Annotated in this window: 16 protein-coding genes and 1 tRNA gene; 15 read left to right on the top strand and 2 right to left on the bottom strand. The window is 62.8% G+C overall.

Features of this window, described 5'->3' with window-relative positions:
- The first annotated feature begins 2 nt into the window (after nt 1-2).
- Together aroC and P3T42_RS05370 are read left to right on the top strand one after the other, a co-directional pair.
- On the top strand, nt 3-1,103 hold the full coding sequence (gene aroC / locus P3T42_RS05365) for a chorismate synthase (RefSeq protein WP_074300159.1): 1,101 nt from the start codon (nt 3-5) through the stop codon (nt 1,101-1,103).
- 52 nt (nt 1,104-1,155) lie between these two features.
- A complete protein-coding gene (locus P3T42_RS05370; protein ID WP_429305365.1) occupies nt 1,156-2,634 on the top strand; it encodes a tetratricopeptide repeat protein in 1,479 nt (492 codons plus the stop codon).
- On the opposite strand, the gene P3T42_RS05375 is transcribed toward P3T42_RS05370, so the two are convergent.
- The gene (locus tag P3T42_RS05375; RefSeq protein WP_429305366.1) at nt 2,619-4,292 is read right to left on the bottom strand and encodes an electron transfer flavoprotein-ubiquinone oxidoreductase; all 1,674 of its coding nucleotides are present in this window, start codon (nt 4,290-4,292) and stop codon (nt 2,619-2,621) included. The genes P3T42_RS05370 and P3T42_RS05375 overlap by 16 nt on opposite strands.
- A gap of 197 nt (nt 4,293-4,489) precedes the next feature.
- Between P3T42_RS05375 and P3T42_RS05380 the strand changes: the two genes are divergently transcribed.
- Nucleotides 4,490-5,266, top strand: coding sequence for an SDR family oxidoreductase (locus tag P3T42_RS05380; RefSeq protein ID WP_074300156.1), 777 nt, complete (start codon nt 4,490-4,492; stop codon nt 5,264-5,266).
- Nucleotides 5,267-5,310: 44 nt separating this feature from the next.
- Complete coding sequence (locus P3T42_RS05385; RefSeq protein WP_074300155.1) at nt 5,311-5,742, top strand: acyl-CoA thioesterase; 432 nt, start codon at nt 5,311-5,313, stop codon at nt 5,740-5,742.
- Between the two features lie 24 nt (nt 5,743-5,766).
- Here the strand turns inward: P3T42_RS05385 and P3T42_RS05390 are convergent, their stop codons facing one another.
- Nucleotides 5,767-6,312 carry a PAS and helix-turn-helix domain-containing protein gene (locus P3T42_RS05390; RefSeq protein WP_074300154.1) on the bottom strand — a complete coding sequence of 182 codons (546 nt, stop codon included), beginning with the start codon at nt 6,310-6,312 and terminating at the stop codon, nt 5,767-5,769.
- A 319-nt stretch (nt 6,313-6,631) separates the two neighbouring features.
- Here P3T42_RS05390 and P3T42_RS05395 point away from each other — a divergent pair, with 319 nt between their 5' ends.
- The 11 genes from P3T42_RS05395 to pheS all read left to right on the top strand — a co-directional run bounded on the left by P3T42_RS05395 (nt 6,632) and on the right by pheS (nt 16,887).
- Entirely contained in the window at nt 6,632-7,336 is a 705-nt protein-coding gene (locus tag P3T42_RS05395; protein WP_074301697.1) for a CoA transferase subunit A, read from the top strand.
- 2 nt (nt 7,337-7,338) lie between these two features.
- Nucleotides 7,339-7,980 carry a CoA transferase subunit B gene (locus P3T42_RS05400; RefSeq protein ID WP_429305367.1) on the top strand — a complete coding sequence of 214 codons (642 nt, stop codon included), beginning with the start codon at nt 7,339-7,341 and terminating at the stop codon, nt 7,978-7,980.
- 270 nt (nt 7,981-8,250) lie between these two features.
- The gene (locus P3T42_RS05405) at nt 8,251-9,189 is read left to right on the top strand and encodes an alpha/beta fold hydrolase (protein ID WP_429305368.1); all 939 of its coding nucleotides are present in this window, start codon (nt 8,251-8,253) and stop codon (nt 9,187-9,189) included.
- An 83-nt stretch (nt 9,190-9,272) separates the two neighbouring features.
- Entirely contained in the window at nt 9,273-9,626 is a 354-nt protein-coding gene (locus P3T42_RS05410; protein ID WP_074300151.1) for a RidA family protein, read from the top strand.
- Nucleotides 9,627-9,689: 63 nt separating this feature from the next.
- A complete protein-coding gene (locus P3T42_RS05415; RefSeq protein ID WP_074300150.1) occupies nt 9,690-11,933 on the top strand; it encodes a RelA/SpoT family protein in 2,244 nt (747 codons plus the stop codon).
- 106 nt (nt 11,934-12,039) lie between these two features.
- Nucleotides 12,040-12,116: transfer RNA gene (locus P3T42_RS05420), tRNA-Val, on the top strand.
- Nucleotides 12,117-12,365: 249 nt separating this feature from the next.
- On the top strand, nt 12,366-14,273 hold the full coding sequence (gene thrS / locus P3T42_RS05425; RefSeq protein WP_429305369.1) for a threonine--tRNA ligase: 1,908 nt from the start codon (nt 12,366-12,368) through the stop codon (nt 14,271-14,273).
- A gap of 49 nt (nt 14,274-14,322) precedes the next feature.
- Nucleotides 14,323-14,847 carry a translation initiation factor IF-3 gene (gene infC / locus P3T42_RS05430; protein WP_074263967.1) on the top strand — a complete coding sequence of 175 codons (525 nt, stop codon included), beginning with the start codon at nt 14,323-14,325 and terminating at the stop codon, nt 14,845-14,847.
- Nucleotides 14,848-15,129: 282 nt separating this feature from the next.
- Entirely contained in the window at nt 15,130-15,327 is a 198-nt protein-coding gene (gene rpmI, locus P3T42_RS05435; RefSeq protein ID WP_074282768.1) for a 50S ribosomal protein L35, read from the top strand.
- Between the two features lie 29 nt (nt 15,328-15,356).
- On the top strand, nt 15,357-15,716 hold the full coding sequence (gene rplT, locus P3T42_RS05440; RefSeq protein ID WP_006052502.1) for a 50S ribosomal protein L20: 360 nt from the start codon (nt 15,357-15,359) through the stop codon (nt 15,714-15,716).
- Between the two features lie 157 nt (nt 15,717-15,873).
- Nucleotides 15,874-16,887, top strand: coding sequence for a phenylalanine--tRNA ligase subunit alpha (pheS, locus tag P3T42_RS05445; RefSeq protein WP_074300149.1), 1,014 nt, complete (start codon nt 15,874-15,876; stop codon nt 16,885-16,887).
- Nucleotides 16,888-17,021: the final 134 nt, after the last annotated feature.

The following is a 17,021-nucleotide window of genomic DNA, read 5'->3' on the forward strand; positions in this document are numbered from 1 at the left end:
TCATGTCCGGCAATACGCTTGGTACGCTTTTCACTGTCACGACCTTCGGCGAATCGCACGGTCCCGCTATCGGCTGTGTGATCGACGGTTGCCCGCCGGGTTTGGCGTTGGTTGAAGACGACATCCAGATCGAACTGGACCGCCGCAAGCCGGGCACCTCGCGTCATGTGACGCAGCGTCAGGAAGAGGACAAGGTCGAGATTCTTTCGGGCGTGTTCGAAGGCGTCACCACCGGCGCGCCCATTGCGCTGCTGATCCGCAATACGGACCAGCGCAGCAAGGACTACGGCAACATCGCGGAAACGTTCCGCCCGGGCCATGCTGACTACACCTACTGGCAGAAATACGGCATCCGCGACTATCGTGGCGGCGGCCGTTCGTCGGCGCGTCTGACGGCGCCCACGGTCGCGGCGGGCGCGGTGGCCAAGAAGTGGCTGCGCGAGCATTTCGGCACGGAGATTCGCGGCTATATGGCGGCGCTCGGCGAGATCGAGGTGCCGTTCGTCGACTGGTCGCACGTGCGCGAAAACCCGTTCTTCGCGCCGAATGCGGATGTGGTGCCGCAGCTCGAAACGTATATGGACGCGCTGCGCAAGGACGGCGACTCGATTGGCGCGCGCATCAACGTGGTGGCCTCGGGCGTGCCGGTTGGCCTTGGCGAGCCGCTGTTCGACCGGCTCGACGCCGATATCGCGCACGCCATGATGGGCATCAATGCGGTGAAGGGCGTCGAAATCGGCGCGGGTTTCGCCAGCGTCGCGCAACGCGGCTCGGTGCATGGCGACGAGCTGACCCCGGAGGGTTTTGTCGGCAATCACGCGGGCGGGGTACTCGGCGGCATTTCGACGGGGCAGGACATCACCGTGTCGATCGCCATCAAGCCGACATCGAGCATTCGCACGCCGCGCCGTTCGATCGACAAGGCCGGCCAGCCGGCCGTCGTCGAGACGTTTGGGCGTCACGATCCGTGCGTCGGCATTCGTGCCACGCCGATCGCCGAGTCGATGCTGGCGCTGGTGCTGATCGACCACGCGCTGCGGCATCGTGCGCAGTGCGGCGACGTGACCGTCAGCACGCCGAAGATCGCGGCGAGCGCGCCTTAAGCCGCGTCCCGCGCGTGCTTCCGCTTTAGTCGCAATCAGTCGAAACGTCGCGATGATCGACCCGAACACCCCGGCAACCGGCGACGCGCTGGCGCCATTGCGCGCGCGAGTGGCCACGCCACAGGCTGGCGCCGCTGATTGGCTCGCGCTCGGCCAGGCCTTGTTGCAGATGGCGGCCGGGCGCAACCGCGAGCAGCAGCGCGAAGCGCTTGCTGCGCTGGTGCAGGCCTATCAGCTCGATCCATCCTGCGATCCCACGCTGCTGCACACCCTTGCTCAAACCGGCTTTGTGCTGCGCGACTGGCCTCTGGTCGAGTCGGCCACGGCGTTGCTGCTGGCGCGCGACGCCGAGGACGCCAACGCGCTCGTCTGGCGCGCGGCCGCCGTGCAGCAAGGCGACGATTTCGACGCAGCCGAGCGCCTGTTGCGCGAAGCCGTGCGTGTGGTGCCCGGCAACCCGGTCGCGCTGCATAAACTCGCACTGTGCATCAAGGAACAGGCGCGCTTTGCCGAAGCCGAAGCGCTGTTGCGGCGCGTGCTCGAACTGTCGCCGAACAACGCCCATGCGATGTTCGATCTGTCGGAGCTCGAGATCCGCTCCGGGCGCTATGCCGACGGCTGGGCGCATTACGAATCGCGCATCGTCTTCGGCGATGACCTTAACAACGCACACCGGGCTCTCGGCGAGATCAGCGCGTACTGGCAGGGCGAGTCGCTCGCCGGCAAAACGCTGGTCGTCTACGGCGAGCAAGGCAACGGCGATTGCCTGTGGGCAGTGCGCTTTCTGCCGCTGCTCGCCGAGCGGGCGCGGCGCGAGGGCGGGCGGGTGATCTTCGGTCACGACGGTCCGCTGCGGCACCTGTTCGAACGGATGCTGCCGGCCGACGTGACGCTCGAAACCGGCCTTGAGACACGGCCGGATTTTCACTGCGGCCTCATGAGCGTGCCGCTGCGGCTTGGCGTGTTCGATTCGGCAGGGTGGGGCCGTGCGTATCTGAGCGCCGACCCGGCGCGCGCCGAGGCGTGGCGAGCCCTTGTCGCACAGACGGTGGCGACCCGCGGGCCCAAGGTCGGCCTGGTGTGGAACGGCAACCCGCAGCACATTCGCGACGTGCGGCGCTCAGTGCCGGTCGATCAGCTCGAACCGCTCCTTACTGTACCGGGCATCACGTATTTCGCGTTGTCGCCGGGGCGTTCTGCAACGGTCGAACAATGGCGCGCGCACGGCATCCAGATTGTCGATCCCACCCAGCATTTCGCGGCCGGCTTCGACGATGTGGCCGGGCTGCTCGTCAACCTCGATCTGGTGGTGACGATCGACAGCGGTCCGGCGCATCTGGCCGGCGCGCTTGGCGTGCCGACCTGTCTGATGATCGATCACGTGTCGGCGTGGTTCTGGGGCAATCAAACGCAGCGCACGCCGTGGTACGACTCGGTCGAGCTGTTTCGCCAGCCGGCGATCGGCGCCTGGGCGCCGGTGCTGGCGAGCGTGCGCGAGAGACTGGTGGCGCTGCGTCACATGTTCGGATAGTTCGGGCCGCCGCCACCTTCAGGCGTCACCCACACGATATTCTGCGTCGGGTCCTTGATATCGCAGGTCTTGCAGTGCACGCAGTTCTGCGCGTTGATCACCAGCCGCTCGCTGCCGTCGTCGTTCTTCACGAACTCATACACAGCCGCCGGGCAGTAGCGCGATTCCGGTCCCGCATAGGTGTGCAGGTTGACGTTCACCGGCACGCTCGCGTCTTTCAGCGTCAGGTGAGCCGGCTGGTTCTCCTCGTGATTGGTGTTCGAGATGAACACCGAGGACAAACGGTCGAACGTGAGCTTGCCGTCCGGCTTCGGATACACGATCGGCTTGCACTGCGAGGCCGGTTTCAGCATCTCGTGGTCCGAATGCTGGTGATGCAGCGTCCACGGCACATTGCCGCCCAGCACCTTCTGCTCGAGGCCCACCATCAGCGTGCCGAGATACAGGCCCTTGCTCATCCACTGCTTGAAGTTGCGGGCGCGGTACAGCTCATTGTGCAGCCAGGAGGTCTTGAATGCCTCCGGGTAGGCCGCCAGCTCATCCGACTGACGCCCAGCCTGGACGGCATCGAAGGCGGCCTCGGCGGCCAGCATGCCGGTCTTGATCGCCGCGTGCGAGCCCTTGATGCGCGAGGCGTTCAGGAAGCCCGCGTCGTCGCCCACCAGCGCGCCGCCGGGGAACACCAGCTTCGGCAGCGACATCAGCCCACCGGCGGTGATCGCGCGCGCACCGTACGACACGCGCTTGCCGCCTTCGAGGAACGCGCGGATCGACGGATGCGTCTTGTAGCGCTGGAATTCCTCGAACGGCGAGAGGTACGGGTTAGAGTAGCCGAGGCCCACCACGAAGCCGACCATCACCTGGTTGTTGTCCATGTGATAGAGGAACGAGCCGCCGTAGGTATCGGATTCCAGCGGCCAGCCGGCCGTGTGGATCACCAGACCCGGCTTGTGCTTCGCCGGATCGATTTCCCACAGTTCCTTGATGCCGATGCCGTAGACCTGCGGATCGACGCCGTCGCGCAGCCTGAACTTGTCGTTGAGCTGCCGGCCGAGGTGACCACGCGCACCTTCGCAGAACAGCGTGTACTTGGCGTGCAGCTCCATGCCGAGCTGGAAGTTCTCGGTCGGCTGGCCGTCCTTGCCGATGCCCAGATTGCCGGTGGCGACACCCTTCACCGAGCCGTCGCCGTTGTACAGAACCTCGGCAGCGGGGAAGCCCGGGAAAATCTCCACACCGAGCGCTTCGGCCTGCTGGCCCAGCCAGCGTGTGACGTTGGCAAGGCTGATGACGTAGTTGCCGTGATTCTTGAAGTTGTCCGGCAGCGCCCAGTTCGGCACGCTCTTCGAACCGCTTTCGGAGAGGAACAGGAAGCGGTCTTCGGTCACTTCAACGTCCAAAGGCGCGCCTTTTTCCTTCCAGTCGGGGATCAGTTCATTCAGCGCGCGGGGGTCCATGACCGCGCCGGAGAGGATGTGCGCCCCGATCTCCGAGCCCTTTTCCAGGACGCAGACGCCGATTTCGACGCCTTTCTCCTGCGCCAGCTGCTTCAGGCGGATCGCCGCGGACAGGCCAGCCGGGCCGCCGCCGACCACCACCACGTCGTATTCCATCGACTCGCGCGGGCCGTACTGCTCAATGAGACTTGTGGGGGTCATTGATGCTCCTCTTACCGTTAGAATGCTTTTTTCGGGATCGTATTGTGGGCGAACGAATCCAGCGCCGCAACCCAATGAACAAATATTAGCACGATCGTTCTATTTCTGTGATACGGTATTGACCCGATAATCACCGGGTCATCATGAGCCTTCGCGGCCTCGCCGCGCCTCTAACCCAACCGAACAAGGTAACGACAATGGGCCGTTCGATCAATCTGGAAGGCAAGGTCGCGCTGATTACGGGCGCCTCGAGCGGGCTGGGCAAACGCTTCGCGCAGGTTCTGTCGCAGGCCGGCGCGAAGGTGGTGCTGGCGAGCCGCCGCACCGAGCGCCTGAAGGAATTGCGGGCCGAAATCGAAGCCTCCGGCGGCGCGGCGCATGTCGTTTCGCTCGACGTAACCGATTACCAGAGCATCAAGTCCGCCGTGGCGCATGCCGAGACGGAAGCGGGCACCATCGATATCCTCGTCAACAACTCGGGCGTGTCGACCACGCAGAAGCTCTCGGAAGTCACACCGGCCGACTTCGAATATGTGTTCGATACGAACACGCGCGGCGCCTTCTTCGTGGCGCAGGAAGTCGCCAAGCGCATGATCATGCGTGGCAACGGCGGCCAGAAACCGTCGTACCGGATCATCAACATTGCCTCCGTGGCGGGCTTGCGCGTGCTGCCGCAGATCGGCCTGTACTCGATGAGCAAGGCCGCCGTGGTTCATATGACGAAAGCCATGGCGCAGGAATGGGGGCGCCACGGCATCAACGTGAACGCGATCTGCCCGGGCTATATCGATACCGAGATCAATCACCATCACTGGTCCACCGATCAGGGGCAGAAGCTGGTGTCGATGCTGCCGCGCCACCGCGTCGGCCAGCCGGAGGACCTGGACGGCCTGTTGCTGCTGCTCGCCGCCGACGAATCGCAATTCATCAACGGCGCGATCATCGCCGCCGACGACGGCTTCGGACTCGCCTGATCGAAGCCGGCCCGCACCCTGTTTTAACCCGTAGAAGAAGTACGATGAGCGAATACCACGCAGTTTTTGAGATGTCCATGCCAATCCGTTGGGGCGACATGGATGCGTTCGGCCATGTGAACAACACGGTCTATTTCCGTTACATGGAGCAGGTGCGGATTTCCTGGTTCGAGCAACTTGGCATCGCCGGCGGCAATGGCGAAGGGCAGGGACCTGTGATCGTCAATGCGTCGATGGAATTCCTCAAGCAGCTCCATTACCCCGGCGACATCATTGGCCGGATGTCGGTCGGCACGCCTGGCCGCAGCAGCTTCGACACCGCTTTCGAACTGACGCGCGCCGACGATCCAGCCACCGTCTACGCCCGTGGCGCGGCACGTTGCGTATGGATTGACTACGCGGCGGGCAAGTCGGTGCCGATTCCGGACCTGCTGCGCTCGACGATCGAAAACGCGGTGCTCGTCAAGACCGCCTGAGCCGGCCGCGCCACCCTCCTGCCATCAATGCCCGAGCAGCCGCTGCAGCAGCTCGGTCGCATTGCCCGTGCCGTATTTGCGCATCAGCCGCGCCCGGTAGACGTCCACCGTGCGCGAGCTGATCGCGAGGATCCGGCCGATCTGCTTGCTGGTTTTGCCCGTCACGAGTTGCGCGGCGATTTCCCGCTCGCGCGGCGTCAATTCGACCGCGACCCGGCGCGTCGCGCTCAGGTCCTCGAAGGTCCACACGCCCGCGGCATGCGGGGCGGCGCGCTCGAGCGAGCGGCCTGTCACGTGGCACCAGAACAGTTCCCCATTGGCGCGCTTCATGATCCGGTCGTCCGCGTAGCTGCCTTGCGCGGTCATGATGGGCGGAATGCGCGCGCCGATCCGCTCGAACTCGTCCGCTGACGGATACAGCACCTGAAACGACTGGCCGAGCAGCGCTTCGCGTGGACAGCCGAAGATCGACGCCAACTGGTCGTTGCAGTCTTCAATGAAGCGCTCGCGCGACAGCACGAGGCCGATGGGCGCGAGGTGGAAGGCGGTTTGGTAATCCAGTGCGGGCATGGAAGGTGCGAAAGCGGAAAATCACTTATGTATTTTTGCGTATTGTGCCGTATGGCCCCGGCATCGTACCCTTTCGAACAAATCACAAGGCTGCGAGGCGACTGGTGATGGGCCGCGGTTCTCCATGGTGCGCTGTGACTGTGCGATCTCGACGCACGGCCGGTCATGGATGACTAGAATGACGTTCTGGGCTCAGGCCGCGCACGTGACACCGCGCGGCGCAGGCGTCAAGCTGGGACAAACGGCGTCGCCCCGCATCGCACCGATCCCGCGGCCGGCGTACCGGATTTCGGGTTTCCATAAAGGAAGGGACACACTGATGAACAAGGTCTATCCAGGCGCGGCTGACGCGCTCAAGGACATCGTCAAGGACGGGCAGACATTCGCCGTCGGCGGCTTTGGCCTGTGCGGCATTCCGGAAGCGCTGATCGCGGCGCTGCGCGATTCCGGCGTCCAGGGCATCACCTGCATCAGCAACAACGCGGGTGTCGACGGCTTCGGCCTCGGCCTGTTGCTCGAAACGCGGCAGGTCAAGAAGATGATCTCGTCGTATGTGGGCGAAAACAAGGAGTTCGAGCGCCAGTATCTGGCCGGCGAACTCGAACTCGAATTCACGCCGCAAGGCACGCTCGCCGAGAAGCTGCGGGCGGGCGGTTCGGGCATTCCGGCCTTCTTCACCAACACCGGCTACGGCACGCTGATCGCCGAAGGCAAGGAAACCCGCCAGTTCGGCGAGAACCATTACGTGCTGGAGCATTCGCTGACGGCCGACGTGGCGCTCGTCAAGGCGTGGAAGGCCGACAAGTCGGGCAACCTGATCTATCGCCGCACCGCGCGCAACTTCAACCCGATGTGCGCGATGGCGGGCAAGATCACCGTCGCGGAAGTCGAGGAAATCGTCGAGGTGGGCGAACTCGATCCGGACGCCATCCATACGCCGGGCATCTTCGTGCAGCGCATCGTCCTCAATGCGCATCCGGAGAAACGCATCGAACAACGCATTGTCCGCGCGAAAGGAGATTGATCATGGCATGGACTCGTGACGAAATGGCCGCGCGCGCGGCGAAGGAACTGCAGGACGGCTTCTACGTGAACCTGGGCATCGGGCTGCCGACGCTGGTGGCGAACCACGTGCCGGCGGGCGTCGAGGTGTGGCTGCAGTCGGAAAACGGCTTGCTCGGCATCGGCCCGTCGCCGACCGAAGAGGAAGTGGACGCAGACCTGATCAACGCCGGCAAGCAGACGGTGACCACGCTGCCGGGCTCGTCGATTTTTTCGTCCGCGGACTCGTTCGCGATGATTCGCGGCGGCCACATCAACCTCGCCATTCTGGGCGCCATGCAGATCAGCAAGAAGGGCGATCTGGCGAACTGGATGATCCCGGGCAAGATGATCAAGGGCATGGGCGGCGCCATGGATCTGGTGGCGGGCGTCAAGCGCGTCGTCGTGCTGATGGAGCATGTCGCGAAGGGCGACAAGCACAAGATTCTCGAGGAATGCACGCTGCCGCTGACGGGCGTGGGGGTGGTCGATCAGATCATCACGGACCTTGGCGTGATTGAAGTGACGGCGGACGGCCTGAAGCTGACCGAACTGGCGCCGGGCGTGACGGTTGAGGAGATCAAGGCCAAGACCGGGGCGCCGCTGGATGTGAGCGCGGTGGGCTGAGCTGTCGGTTGCGGCACGAGCGCGGTGGTGGTTGGCGTTTCTGGTGACCACTGCACGCTTAGCCAATGCGCGATGGCCGGTGCAGGACGGATTCGAAGCGGGCGAGACGTGAGTCTTCGCCCGCTTTTGTTTGTGCGTGGACGGTCGTGGGGTGGGTGGTGCTGGCTTTTTGCCTAGGCCGTCTGGCTGATCCTTGTCGGGCGGCAAAGCAGTTTACAATCGTCTAAACGTTGCATGCCCTTTCATCCGTGCTTTCGCAAGGAAATTTCGATGACCGCTACGTCCTCCGCACCGCTTGCCCAGAGCGCCGCGCAAGCCACCGCCGTCGCGTCTGCACCCCGTCAACGTTTCGTGCAATGCGCGAGTCCGGCAGGCCTGCATCGTCTCGCGTACACCGAATGGGGCGACCCGGCAAACCCGCGCGTGCTGCTCTGCGTGCACGGCCTGACGCGTTCGGGGCGCGACTTCGACCGGCTGGCGGCGGTGCTGGCGGATACGTACCGGGTAGTCTGCCCGGATGTCGTCGGCCGCGGGCTTTCGTCCTGGCTGAACATCCCCAACTACTACACGGTGCCGCAATACGTCGCGGATATGGTCACGCTGATCGCGCGGCTGGACGTCGAAAAAGTGGACTGGTTCGGTACCTCAATGGGCGGCCTGATCGGCCTGGGACTCGCCGGCCTGCCCGACTCGCCCATCCAGAAGATGCTGCTGAACGATGTCGGCCCACACCTCGAACCAGGTGCGGTGACCCGCATCGGCGAGTACCTCGGCAAGCCGGTGCAGTTCGAAACCTTGCAGCAGGGCGTCGATTATGCCGCCTTGCTGGCGCAATCGTTCGGCCCCTTGACGCCGGAGGAGTGGCGCGAGATCAACACGCCGTTGCTGCATGAACGCGAGGGCGCGTGGTATTTCCGTTATGACCCGCGCATCGCCGTCCCGTTTGCTGCAACGACGGACGAACAGGCGGCGGCCGGCGAGGCTGCGCTGTGGGGCGCGCTGAAGGCGATTCAGTCGCCCGTGCTGGTGGTGCGCGGCGCGCAATCCGACTTGCTGTCGCGCGAAACGGTCGAACAGATGGTGGCGCAGGGCAAGGCGGTGTCGAGCGTGGAAATTCCCGGTGTGGGCCACGCGCCGGCGTTTGTCAGCGCCGAGCAGATCGAGATTGCCCGCCGCTTCTTCATAGGACCGGGTGGCGACGCGTCATAATATGGGGTTGTGCGGCGCGTCCCTGAGTGGGGTGCGAGGCGCAACGAATCTCCGAACAACTTTAACTCTCACCAGGAATCGTCATGGCAGTCATTCGTCACCACGTCGGCAAACGGCTCTCCGAAATCGCTGTGCACAACGGCACCGTGTATCTCGCCGGCCAGATCGCCGAGGACGCAGATCAGGACATCACCGGCCAGACGCGTGAAGTGCTCGGGCACATCGACCGTCTGCTGGCTGAAGCGAACAGCGACAAGTCGCTGCTGTTGTCGGTGCAAATTTATATCGCCGACATGATTCATTTCCCCGGTATGAATGCCGTGTGGGACGAGTGGGTTGCGCAGGGCGACACGCCGCCGCGCGCCACCGTCGAAGCGAAGCTCGCGAACCCGAAGTGTCTGGTTGAAGTGGTGGTCGTGGCCGCGCAGCGCGGCTAATTCCGCAATCGAATCCGTAGTTGAATCCCTGTTGATCCGTCTGGCCCGGCGGGCCGTCGCACCATGAATACCGATACCGTTACGACCGCACCCGTTCCCTTGCCTTCCTTCGAAGAGGCGATGGCGTTCGTGCGGGAGCACGCGGGCGACGTGCGGCTGTCGTCGGGCGAATTGCTGGCGGATCACGCGGCGGGGACGGCGGCGATCATGCGCACGCTCAATGTCGACCCGCCGGCGGTGCTGGCGGCGGCCTTGTTTGCGCTGACGCCGCATCTGCAGGACCCCGAGCAGGTGATTGCCGACAACTTCGGCGAAGAGGTCGCACAGCTCGTCAGCGACGTGCGCAAGCTGCTGCGGCTTGGCACCGTCAGTTTGCGGGCCGCGCAGAATGCGATTCCCGAAGCCGGGCGCGATGCCCAGGCGGCGCGCCGCGCGCAGGTCGAAGCGCTGCGCAAGATGCTGCTGGCGTTTGCGCAAGACATCCGCGTCGTGTTGATCCGCCTCGCATCGCGGCTTCAATCCATGCGTTATTACGCGGCGGCGAAGTTGACGCCTTCACCGGACGTGGCGCGCGAAACGCTCGATATTTACGCGCCGCTCGCGAACCGTCTCGGCATCTGGCAACTGAAGTGGGAGCTCGAAGACCTCGCGCTGCGCTTCGAAGAGCCGGCTACGTACAAGCGCATCGCGAAGCTGCTCGACGAGAAGCGCGTCGAGCGCGAAACCTATGTGGCCCAGGCGATCGCGCGGCTGCAGCAGGAACTCGCGGCTGCGAATATTCGCGCGGAAGTCAGCGGGCGGCCGAAGCACATTTACAGCATCTGGCGCAAGATGCGCGGCAAGGAGCTCGACTTCGCCGAGCTCTACGACGTGCGCGCATTCCGCGTGATCGTGCCGGACATCAAGGATTGCTACACGGTGCTCGGCATCGTGCACAACCTGTGGCAACCGGTGCCGAAAGAGTTCGACGACTACATCTCGCGGCCCAAGCCGAACGGCTACAAGTCGCTGCATACGGTGGTGATCGGCGATGACGGCCGCGCCTTCGAAGTGCAGATCCGTACCCAGGAGATGCACCAGTTCGCCGAGTATGGCGTGGCGGCCCACTGGCGCTACAAGGAAGCCGGCACGCGCGGCTACGGCGGTCAGGTCACGGCGAGCGAGAAGTACGACGAGAAGATTGCCTGGTTGCGTCAGTTGCTCGCGTGGAAGGACGAGGTGTCCGAGGGCGAGCACGGTGAGAAGCGTGCCGCGCAGCCATGGGAGCAATTGCGTCAGGCCACTTTCGACGACGACCACATCTACGTGCTTACGCCGCAGGCGCGCGTGATTCCGTTGCCGCAGGGCGCAACGCCGGTGGACTTCGCGTATCACCTGCACAGCGAACTGGGGCACCGTTGCCGTGGCGCGCGTGTGGATGGCGCGATGGTGCCGCTCAACACGCAGTTGCAAAACGGCCAGACGGTCGAAATCGTCTCGGTGAAGGAAGGTGGGCCGTCGCGCGACTGGCTCAATCCGCAGCTCGGTTATCTGCATAGTCCGCGTGCGCGGCAAAAGGTGCGCGCGTGGTTCAACGCGGTCGAGCTGCAGGAGAACATCGCCACAGGCCGGGCGATGGTCGAAAAGACGCTGCAGCGCGAAGGCAAGACCTCGGTCAATCTGGACCAGCTCGCGGCGAAGCTGGGCTTCAAGACCACCGACGATCTGTTCTCGGTGGTCGGCAAGGAAGAGTTCAGCTTGCGGCAGGTCGAGCAGGCGCTGCAGGATGCGCCGCCGCCCGAGCCTGTCATCGAAGCGCCGGAGCAGTTCGAGAAGCGCAGCAGCGGCTCGAGTGTCGCGCATGGTGCGTCGACGGGCGTGCTGGTGGTCGGCGTCGATGCCTTGCTGACGCAACTCGCGCGTTGCTGCCGGCCGGCGCCGCCCGACGGCATCAGCGGTTTCGTCACGCGTGGTAAGGGCATGTCGATCCATCGCAGCGATTGCCCGACGTTTCTGCGCATGGCCGAACGCGCGCCGGAACGCGTGCTGGAAACCGCGTGGTCCGCGGATGTGATGAGCGGCAACGGGCGCTCGGTGTATCCGGTCGACCTCACGATCGACGCGACGGATCGCCAGGGTTTGCTGCGCGATATCTCCGAAGTGTTCGCGCGCGAAAAGATGAATGTGATTGGCGTGAAGACTCAGACGCGTCGTAACGCGGCGTTCATGCAGTTCACGGTCGAGGTGTCGAGTGCCGCGCAGATTCAGCGGGCCTGCGCGCTGCTCGGCGAGGTCACCGGTGTGCTGCGGGCAGGGCGCAAGACGTGACGTTTGCGGTTAGCCGCGTGCCGATAAAGCGCGGCGGGAATTTTCAGTGTCGGTGTACAAAAGTACTTGCCAAGCGATGTGGCGCTCCATATAATCTCGTTTCTTCAGGCTCGTAGCTCAGCTGGTTAGAGCACCACCTTGACATGGTGGGGGTCGTTGGTTCGAGTCCAATCGAGCCTACCAACGAAAGAGAAATTCCGGTTTGCCGGGGTTTCGCAAGCTGCAGTAAGCGCCTTGGCGCAAAAGGCGAATACGGTTATGACACCGCGAACGTTGACCGAAACTACTTCGGAGCGACGCTAGTCGAGGACCACTTTCGCCAATGTAGTTTGCAGGAAATGTGAATGCGGCCCCTCGAAAGTGGGGCCGCATTTTTTTTGGCTTATTTGATGGTTGTATGTGCCGCCGCCGGTCGGCACCACGGAGAACGCAATGGTTTCGATACGTCTGCCTGACGGTTCTGTTCGACAGTACGAGCATCCGGTCACGGTCGCCGAAGTGGCCGCGTCGATCGGCCCCGGCCTCGCGAAGGCCGCACTCGGCGGCAAGATCGACGGCGAACTCGTCGATACGTCCGCGCTGATCGATCGCGATGTGTCGCTCGCGATCGTGACGGAGAAAGACGCCGACGGCCTCGACATCATTCGCCACTCCACGGCGCACTTGCTCGCGTACGCGGTGAAAGACCTGTATCCGGAAGCGCAGGTGACGATCGGCCCGGTGATCGACAACGGCTTTTACTACGACTTCGCGTACAACCGTCCCTTCACGCCGGAAGATCTCGAGAAGATCGAAAAGCGCATGCAGGAACTCGCGAAGAAAGACGAGCCGGTTTCGCGCCGCGTGGTGTCGCGTGCCGAAGCGGTGGACTACTTCAAGAGTATCGGCGAAAAGTACAAGGCCGAGATCATCGAGTCGATTCCTTCAACGGACGACATCAAGCTGTACTCGCATGGCGGCTTCACGGATCTGTGCCGCGGGCCGCACGTGCCGTCCACCGGCAAGCTGAAGGTCTTCAAGCTGATGAAGGTTGCCGGCGCCTACTGGCGCGGTGATTCGAAGAACGAACAATTGCAGCGCATTTACGGTACGGCCTGGACGAAGAAGGAAGACCAGGAAGCCTATCTGCACATGCTTGAGGAAGCGGAGAAGCGCGATCACCGCAAGCTCGGCAAGCAACTCGACCTGTTCCATATGCAGGACGAATCGCCGGGTATGGTGTTCTGGCATCCGCGTGGCTGGACGCTGTGGCAGCAGGTCGAGCAGTACATGCGTCGCCGCGTGAACGATGCCGGCTACCTCGAGATCAAGACGCCGATGATCATGGACCGCTCGCTGTGGGAAGCGTCGGGCCACTGGCAGAACTACCGTGAAAACATGTTCACGACGGAATCGGAAAAGCGCGATTACGCGATCAAGCCGATGAACTGCCCGGGTCACGTACAGGTCTTCAATCACGGCCTGCGTTCGTACCGGGATCTGCCGCTGCGTTATGCGGAGTTCGGTTCGTGCCACCGCAACGAATCGTCGGGCGCGCTGCACGGCCTCATGCGCGTGCGCGGTTTCGTGCAGGACGACGCGCATATTTTCTGTACCGAAGACCAGTTCATCAGCGAATCGATCGCCTTCAACACGCTGGCGATGAGCGTGTACAAGGACTTCGGCTTCGATAACGTCGAAATCAAGCTGTCGTTGCGCCCGGACGCCCGTGCGGGCACGGACGAAACGTGGGATCGCGCCGAACAGGGCTTGCGCGACGCGCTGACGGCCTGCGGTGTGACGTGGGAAGAGCTGCCGGGCGAGGGCGCGTTCTACGGCCCGAAGGTCGAGTACCACATCAAGGACGCGCTGGGCCGCTCGTGGCAATGCGGGACGCTCCAGCTCGATATGGTGCTGCCGGAGCGCCTCGGCGCCGAATACGTCGCGGAAGACAACAGCCGCCGCCGCCCGATCATGCTGCACCGGGCAATCGTCGGATCAATGGAGCGTTTCCTCGGCATTCTGATCGAGCACCATGCTGGTGCAATGCCCTCGTGGCTGGCGCCGATGCAGGTCGTGGTGATGAATATCGCGGAAAGTCAGGCGGAATATGCCCAGTCTCTGGCCCAATCGTTGCAAAAACAAGGGGTTAGAGTGGAGGCCGATTTGCGCAACGAGAAGATTAGCTATAAAATACGGGAGCACACGCTGGAAAAGGTGCCGTACCTCCTTGTGGTCGGCGATAAAGAGCGTGATGCCCAAACGGTAGCCGTGCGTGCCCGTGGCGGTGTTGATCTGGGTGTAATGCCCCTCAGCGCCTTCATTGAGCGTCTGCGCCAGGACGTGCAGTCGTTCAGGTAAACCACCTGGCAGCGCGGCTCGTTTTTTTAATTTTTAGAGGAAACGTAACATCGCTACTGATAAGTCTGCGCACCGCATCAACGGTGAAATCACTGCACCCGAGGTGCGTCTGGTCGGAGTCGAGAACGAACCGCTCGGCATCGTGAAGCTCGCTGATGCGTTCCGCATGTCGGAACAGCAAGATGTGGATCTGGTCGAAATCGCCCCTCAGGCGGTGCCGCCGGTTTGCCGCTTGATGGACTACGGCAAGTTCAAGTACTCGGAAGCGAAGAAGCAACACGAGGCCAAGCTCAAGCAGAAGATTGTCCAGGTCAAGGAAGTCAAATTCCGGCCGGGCACGGATGACGGCGATTACAACGTCAAGCTGCGCAACCTCATCCGCTTCCTCGACGACGGTGACAAGACGAAAATCACGTTGCGTTTCCGTGGCCGCGAAATGGCCCACCAGGAAATCGGTATGCGCATGCTGGAACGCCTGCGCACAGATCTGGACGAAGTCGGTCAGGTCGAGCAAATGCCGAAGATGGAAGGGCGCCAGATGATCATGGTGCTCGCTCCGAAGAAAAAGAAGTAAGCAGCCCGCGCGGGTTGTCTGCGCAAGCTGTGTGGCAGCGCGCCGCGAGGCGCGCGCCGTCGTGTTGAAAAGATTGAGTTGTTGTTCGCCGTGTGCGTGTTTGCGCGTGCATGGCGAAGACAAGCAGGTTTCGGAACCGCGCCTATGCAAGTGGGCGCCGTTTCTGAAAAGCGGCGGCCGGCAACAACGGCCGACTGCATACCAAGTGGAGTGGGTTTCGAAGGGCGGGTAATGGCCATCAGGCCGACCGCACACCCATATCCATCTAATAATGGAGTTGTCATGCCGAAGATGAAGACCAAGAAGAGTGCTGCGAAGCGCTTCGTGGTGCGTCCGGGCGGTACCGTCAAGCGCGGTCAAGCCTTCAAGCGCCACATTCTTACCAAGAAGACCACCAAGAACAAACGCCATCTGCGCGGTTCCACGTCAGTTCATGAGTCAGATATGAACTCCGTGCGCGCAATGCTGCCGTTCGCTTAACCCTTAACTAAAACTCACAGGAGCTAATTATGCCTAGAGTCAAACGTGGGGTTACCGCACGGGCCCGTCACAAGAAGATCATCAAGCTGGCCAAGGGTTACCGCGGCCGTCGCAATAACGTCTATCGCATCGCCAAGCAGGCGGTCATGCGCGCAGGCCAATACGCCTACCGCGATCGCCGCAACAAGAAGCGTGTGTTCCGTGCATTGTGGATCACGCGTATCAACGCGGCGGTGCGTCAGCACGACATGACGTACAGCGTGTTCATCAACGGCCTGAAGAAGGCTTCGATCGAACTCGACCGCAAGGTGCTGGCCGACATGGCTGTGTTCGACAAGGCTGCTTTTGCTGCGATCGTTCAGCAGGTGAAAGCCGCCGTTGCAGCCTGATTGCGCTTTGGGCAATTAAACTGCGTGGTTCGTTGCAGCGAAGATCCGGTTGTCTCGGTGACGCTGCAACAAAAACGGGGCTCCTCACCGAGCCCCTTTTTTGTTGGTCGAACCAGTTTTGCATCGATTGAACACTGACGTTGAAAAGATGGGATCAATGGATCTGGACCAGATTGTCGCTGACGCGCAAAAAGCCTTCGGGGAAGCCAACGACGTCACCACCCTCGAGAACGAGAAAGCCCGCTTTCTCGGCAAATCGGGTGCGCTGACCGAACTGTTGAAGGGCCTTGGCAAACTCGATCCCGAGACGCGCAAGACCGAAGGCGCGCGGATCAACGTCGTCAAGCAGCAGGTGGAAGCCGCCTTGACGGCCCGCCGTCAGGCGCTTGCCGACGCGCTCTTGAACCAGCGCCTCGCCGCTGAAGCCATTGACGTCACGTTGCCCGGCCGCGGCATCGGAGCAGGCAGCCTGCATCCGGTCATGCGCACGTGGGAACGCGTCGAACAGATTTTCCGTACCATTGGGTTCGACGTGGCCGACGGCCCCGAAATCGAAACCGACTGGTACAACTTCACTGCCTTGAACAGCCCGGAAAACCATCCGGCGCGTTCGATGCAGGACACCTTTTACGTCGACGGCAAGGATGCCGACGGCCGTCAGTTGCTGCTGCGCACGCACACGAGCCCGATGCAGGTGCGCTACGCGCGCACCAACACGCCGCCGATCAAGGTGATCGTGCCGGGCCGCACCTACCGCGTGGACAGCGACGCGACACACTCGCCGATGTTCAATCAGGTCGAAGGCTTGTGGATCGACGAGAACATCAGCTTCGCCGACCTGAAGGGCGTCTACACCGACTTCCTCAAAAAATTCTTCGAGCGCGACGACATCCTCGTGCGCTTCCGTCCGTCGTACTTTCCGTTTACCGAACCGTCGGCCGAAATCGACATGCTGTTCGAAACGGGCAAGAACGCCGGCAAGTGGCTCGAAATCTCGGGGTCCGGCCAGGTTCACCCCACGGTGATCCGCAACATGGGCCTCGACCCGGAGCGGTACATCGGTTTCGCCTTCGGCAGCGGCCTCGAGCGGCTGGCCATGTTGCGCTACGGTGTGCAGGACCTGCGCCTGTTCTTTGAAAACGACCTGCGCTTCCTGCGGCAATTCGCTTAACGCTTCAAGCTGGGCGATGGTCGGCCAGGACGCTAAGGCGAGCTCGAAAGGCCGCCGCGCGGAATCTGGCGAGACGGGTCGCAGCAGCACGCAACAACGCGTAACGAGAGCGGCTGCGCATACTGCCGGATGCA

It is taken from the genome of Paraburkholderia sp. GAS38 (assembly GCF_050434965.1).
Lineage (GTDB): Bacteria > Pseudomonadota > Gammaproteobacteria > Burkholderiales > Burkholderiaceae > Paraburkholderia > Paraburkholderia phenazinium_A.

Coding starts and splice junctions, on each gene's coding strand:
- P3T42_RS05395 (WP_074301697.1), top strand. CDS start 6,632: ATGAACAAGGTCTATCCAGGCGCGGCTGACGCGCTCAAGGACATCGTC.
- P3T42_RS05410 (WP_074300151.1), top strand. CDS start 9,273: ATGGCAGTCATTCGTCACCACGTCGGCAAACGGCTCTCCGAAATCGCT.
- P3T42_RS05405 (WP_429305368.1), top strand. CDS start 8,251: ATGACCGCTACGTCCTCCGCACCGCTTGCCCAGAGCGCCGCGCAAGCC.
- P3T42_RS05385 (WP_074300155.1), top strand. CDS start 5,311: ATGAGCGAATACCACGCAGTTTTTGAGATGTCCATGCCAATCCGTTGG.
- thrS (WP_429305369.1), top strand. CDS start 12,366: ATGGTTTCGATACGTCTGCCTGACGGTTCTGTTCGACAGTACGAGCAT.
- rpmI (WP_074282768.1), top strand. CDS start 15,130: ATGCCGAAGATGAAGACCAAGAAGAGTGCTGCGAAGCGCTTCGTGGTG.
- P3T42_RS05380 (WP_074300156.1), top strand. CDS start 4,490: ATGGGCCGTTCGATCAATCTGGAAGGCAAGGTCGCGCTGATTACGGGC.
- rplT (WP_006052502.1), top strand. CDS start 15,357: ATGCCTAGAGTCAAACGTGGGGTTACCGCACGGGCCCGTCACAAGAAG.
- aroC (WP_074300159.1), top strand. CDS start 3: ATGTCCGGCAATACGCTTGGTACGCTTTTCACTGTCACGACCTTCGGC.
- P3T42_RS05375 (WP_429305366.1), bottom strand. CDS start 4,292: ATGACCCCCACAAGTCTCATTGAGCAGTACGGCCCGCGCGAGTCGATG.
- P3T42_RS05415 (WP_074300150.1), top strand. CDS start 9,690: ATGAATACCGATACCGTTACGACCGCACCCGTTCCCTTGCCTTCCTTC.
- P3T42_RS05390 (WP_074300154.1), bottom strand. CDS start 6,312: ATGCCCGCACTGGATTACCAAACCGCCTTCCACCTCGCGCCCATCGGC.
- P3T42_RS05400 (WP_429305367.1), top strand. CDS start 7,339: ATGGCATGGACTCGTGACGAAATGGCCGCGCGCGCGGCGAAGGAACTG.
- P3T42_RS05370 (WP_429305365.1), top strand. CDS start 1,156: ATGATCGACCCGAACACCCCGGCAACCGGCGACGCGCTGGCGCCATTG.
- pheS (WP_074300149.1), top strand. CDS start 15,874: ATGGATCTGGACCAGATTGTCGCTGACGCGCAAAAAGCCTTCGGGGAA.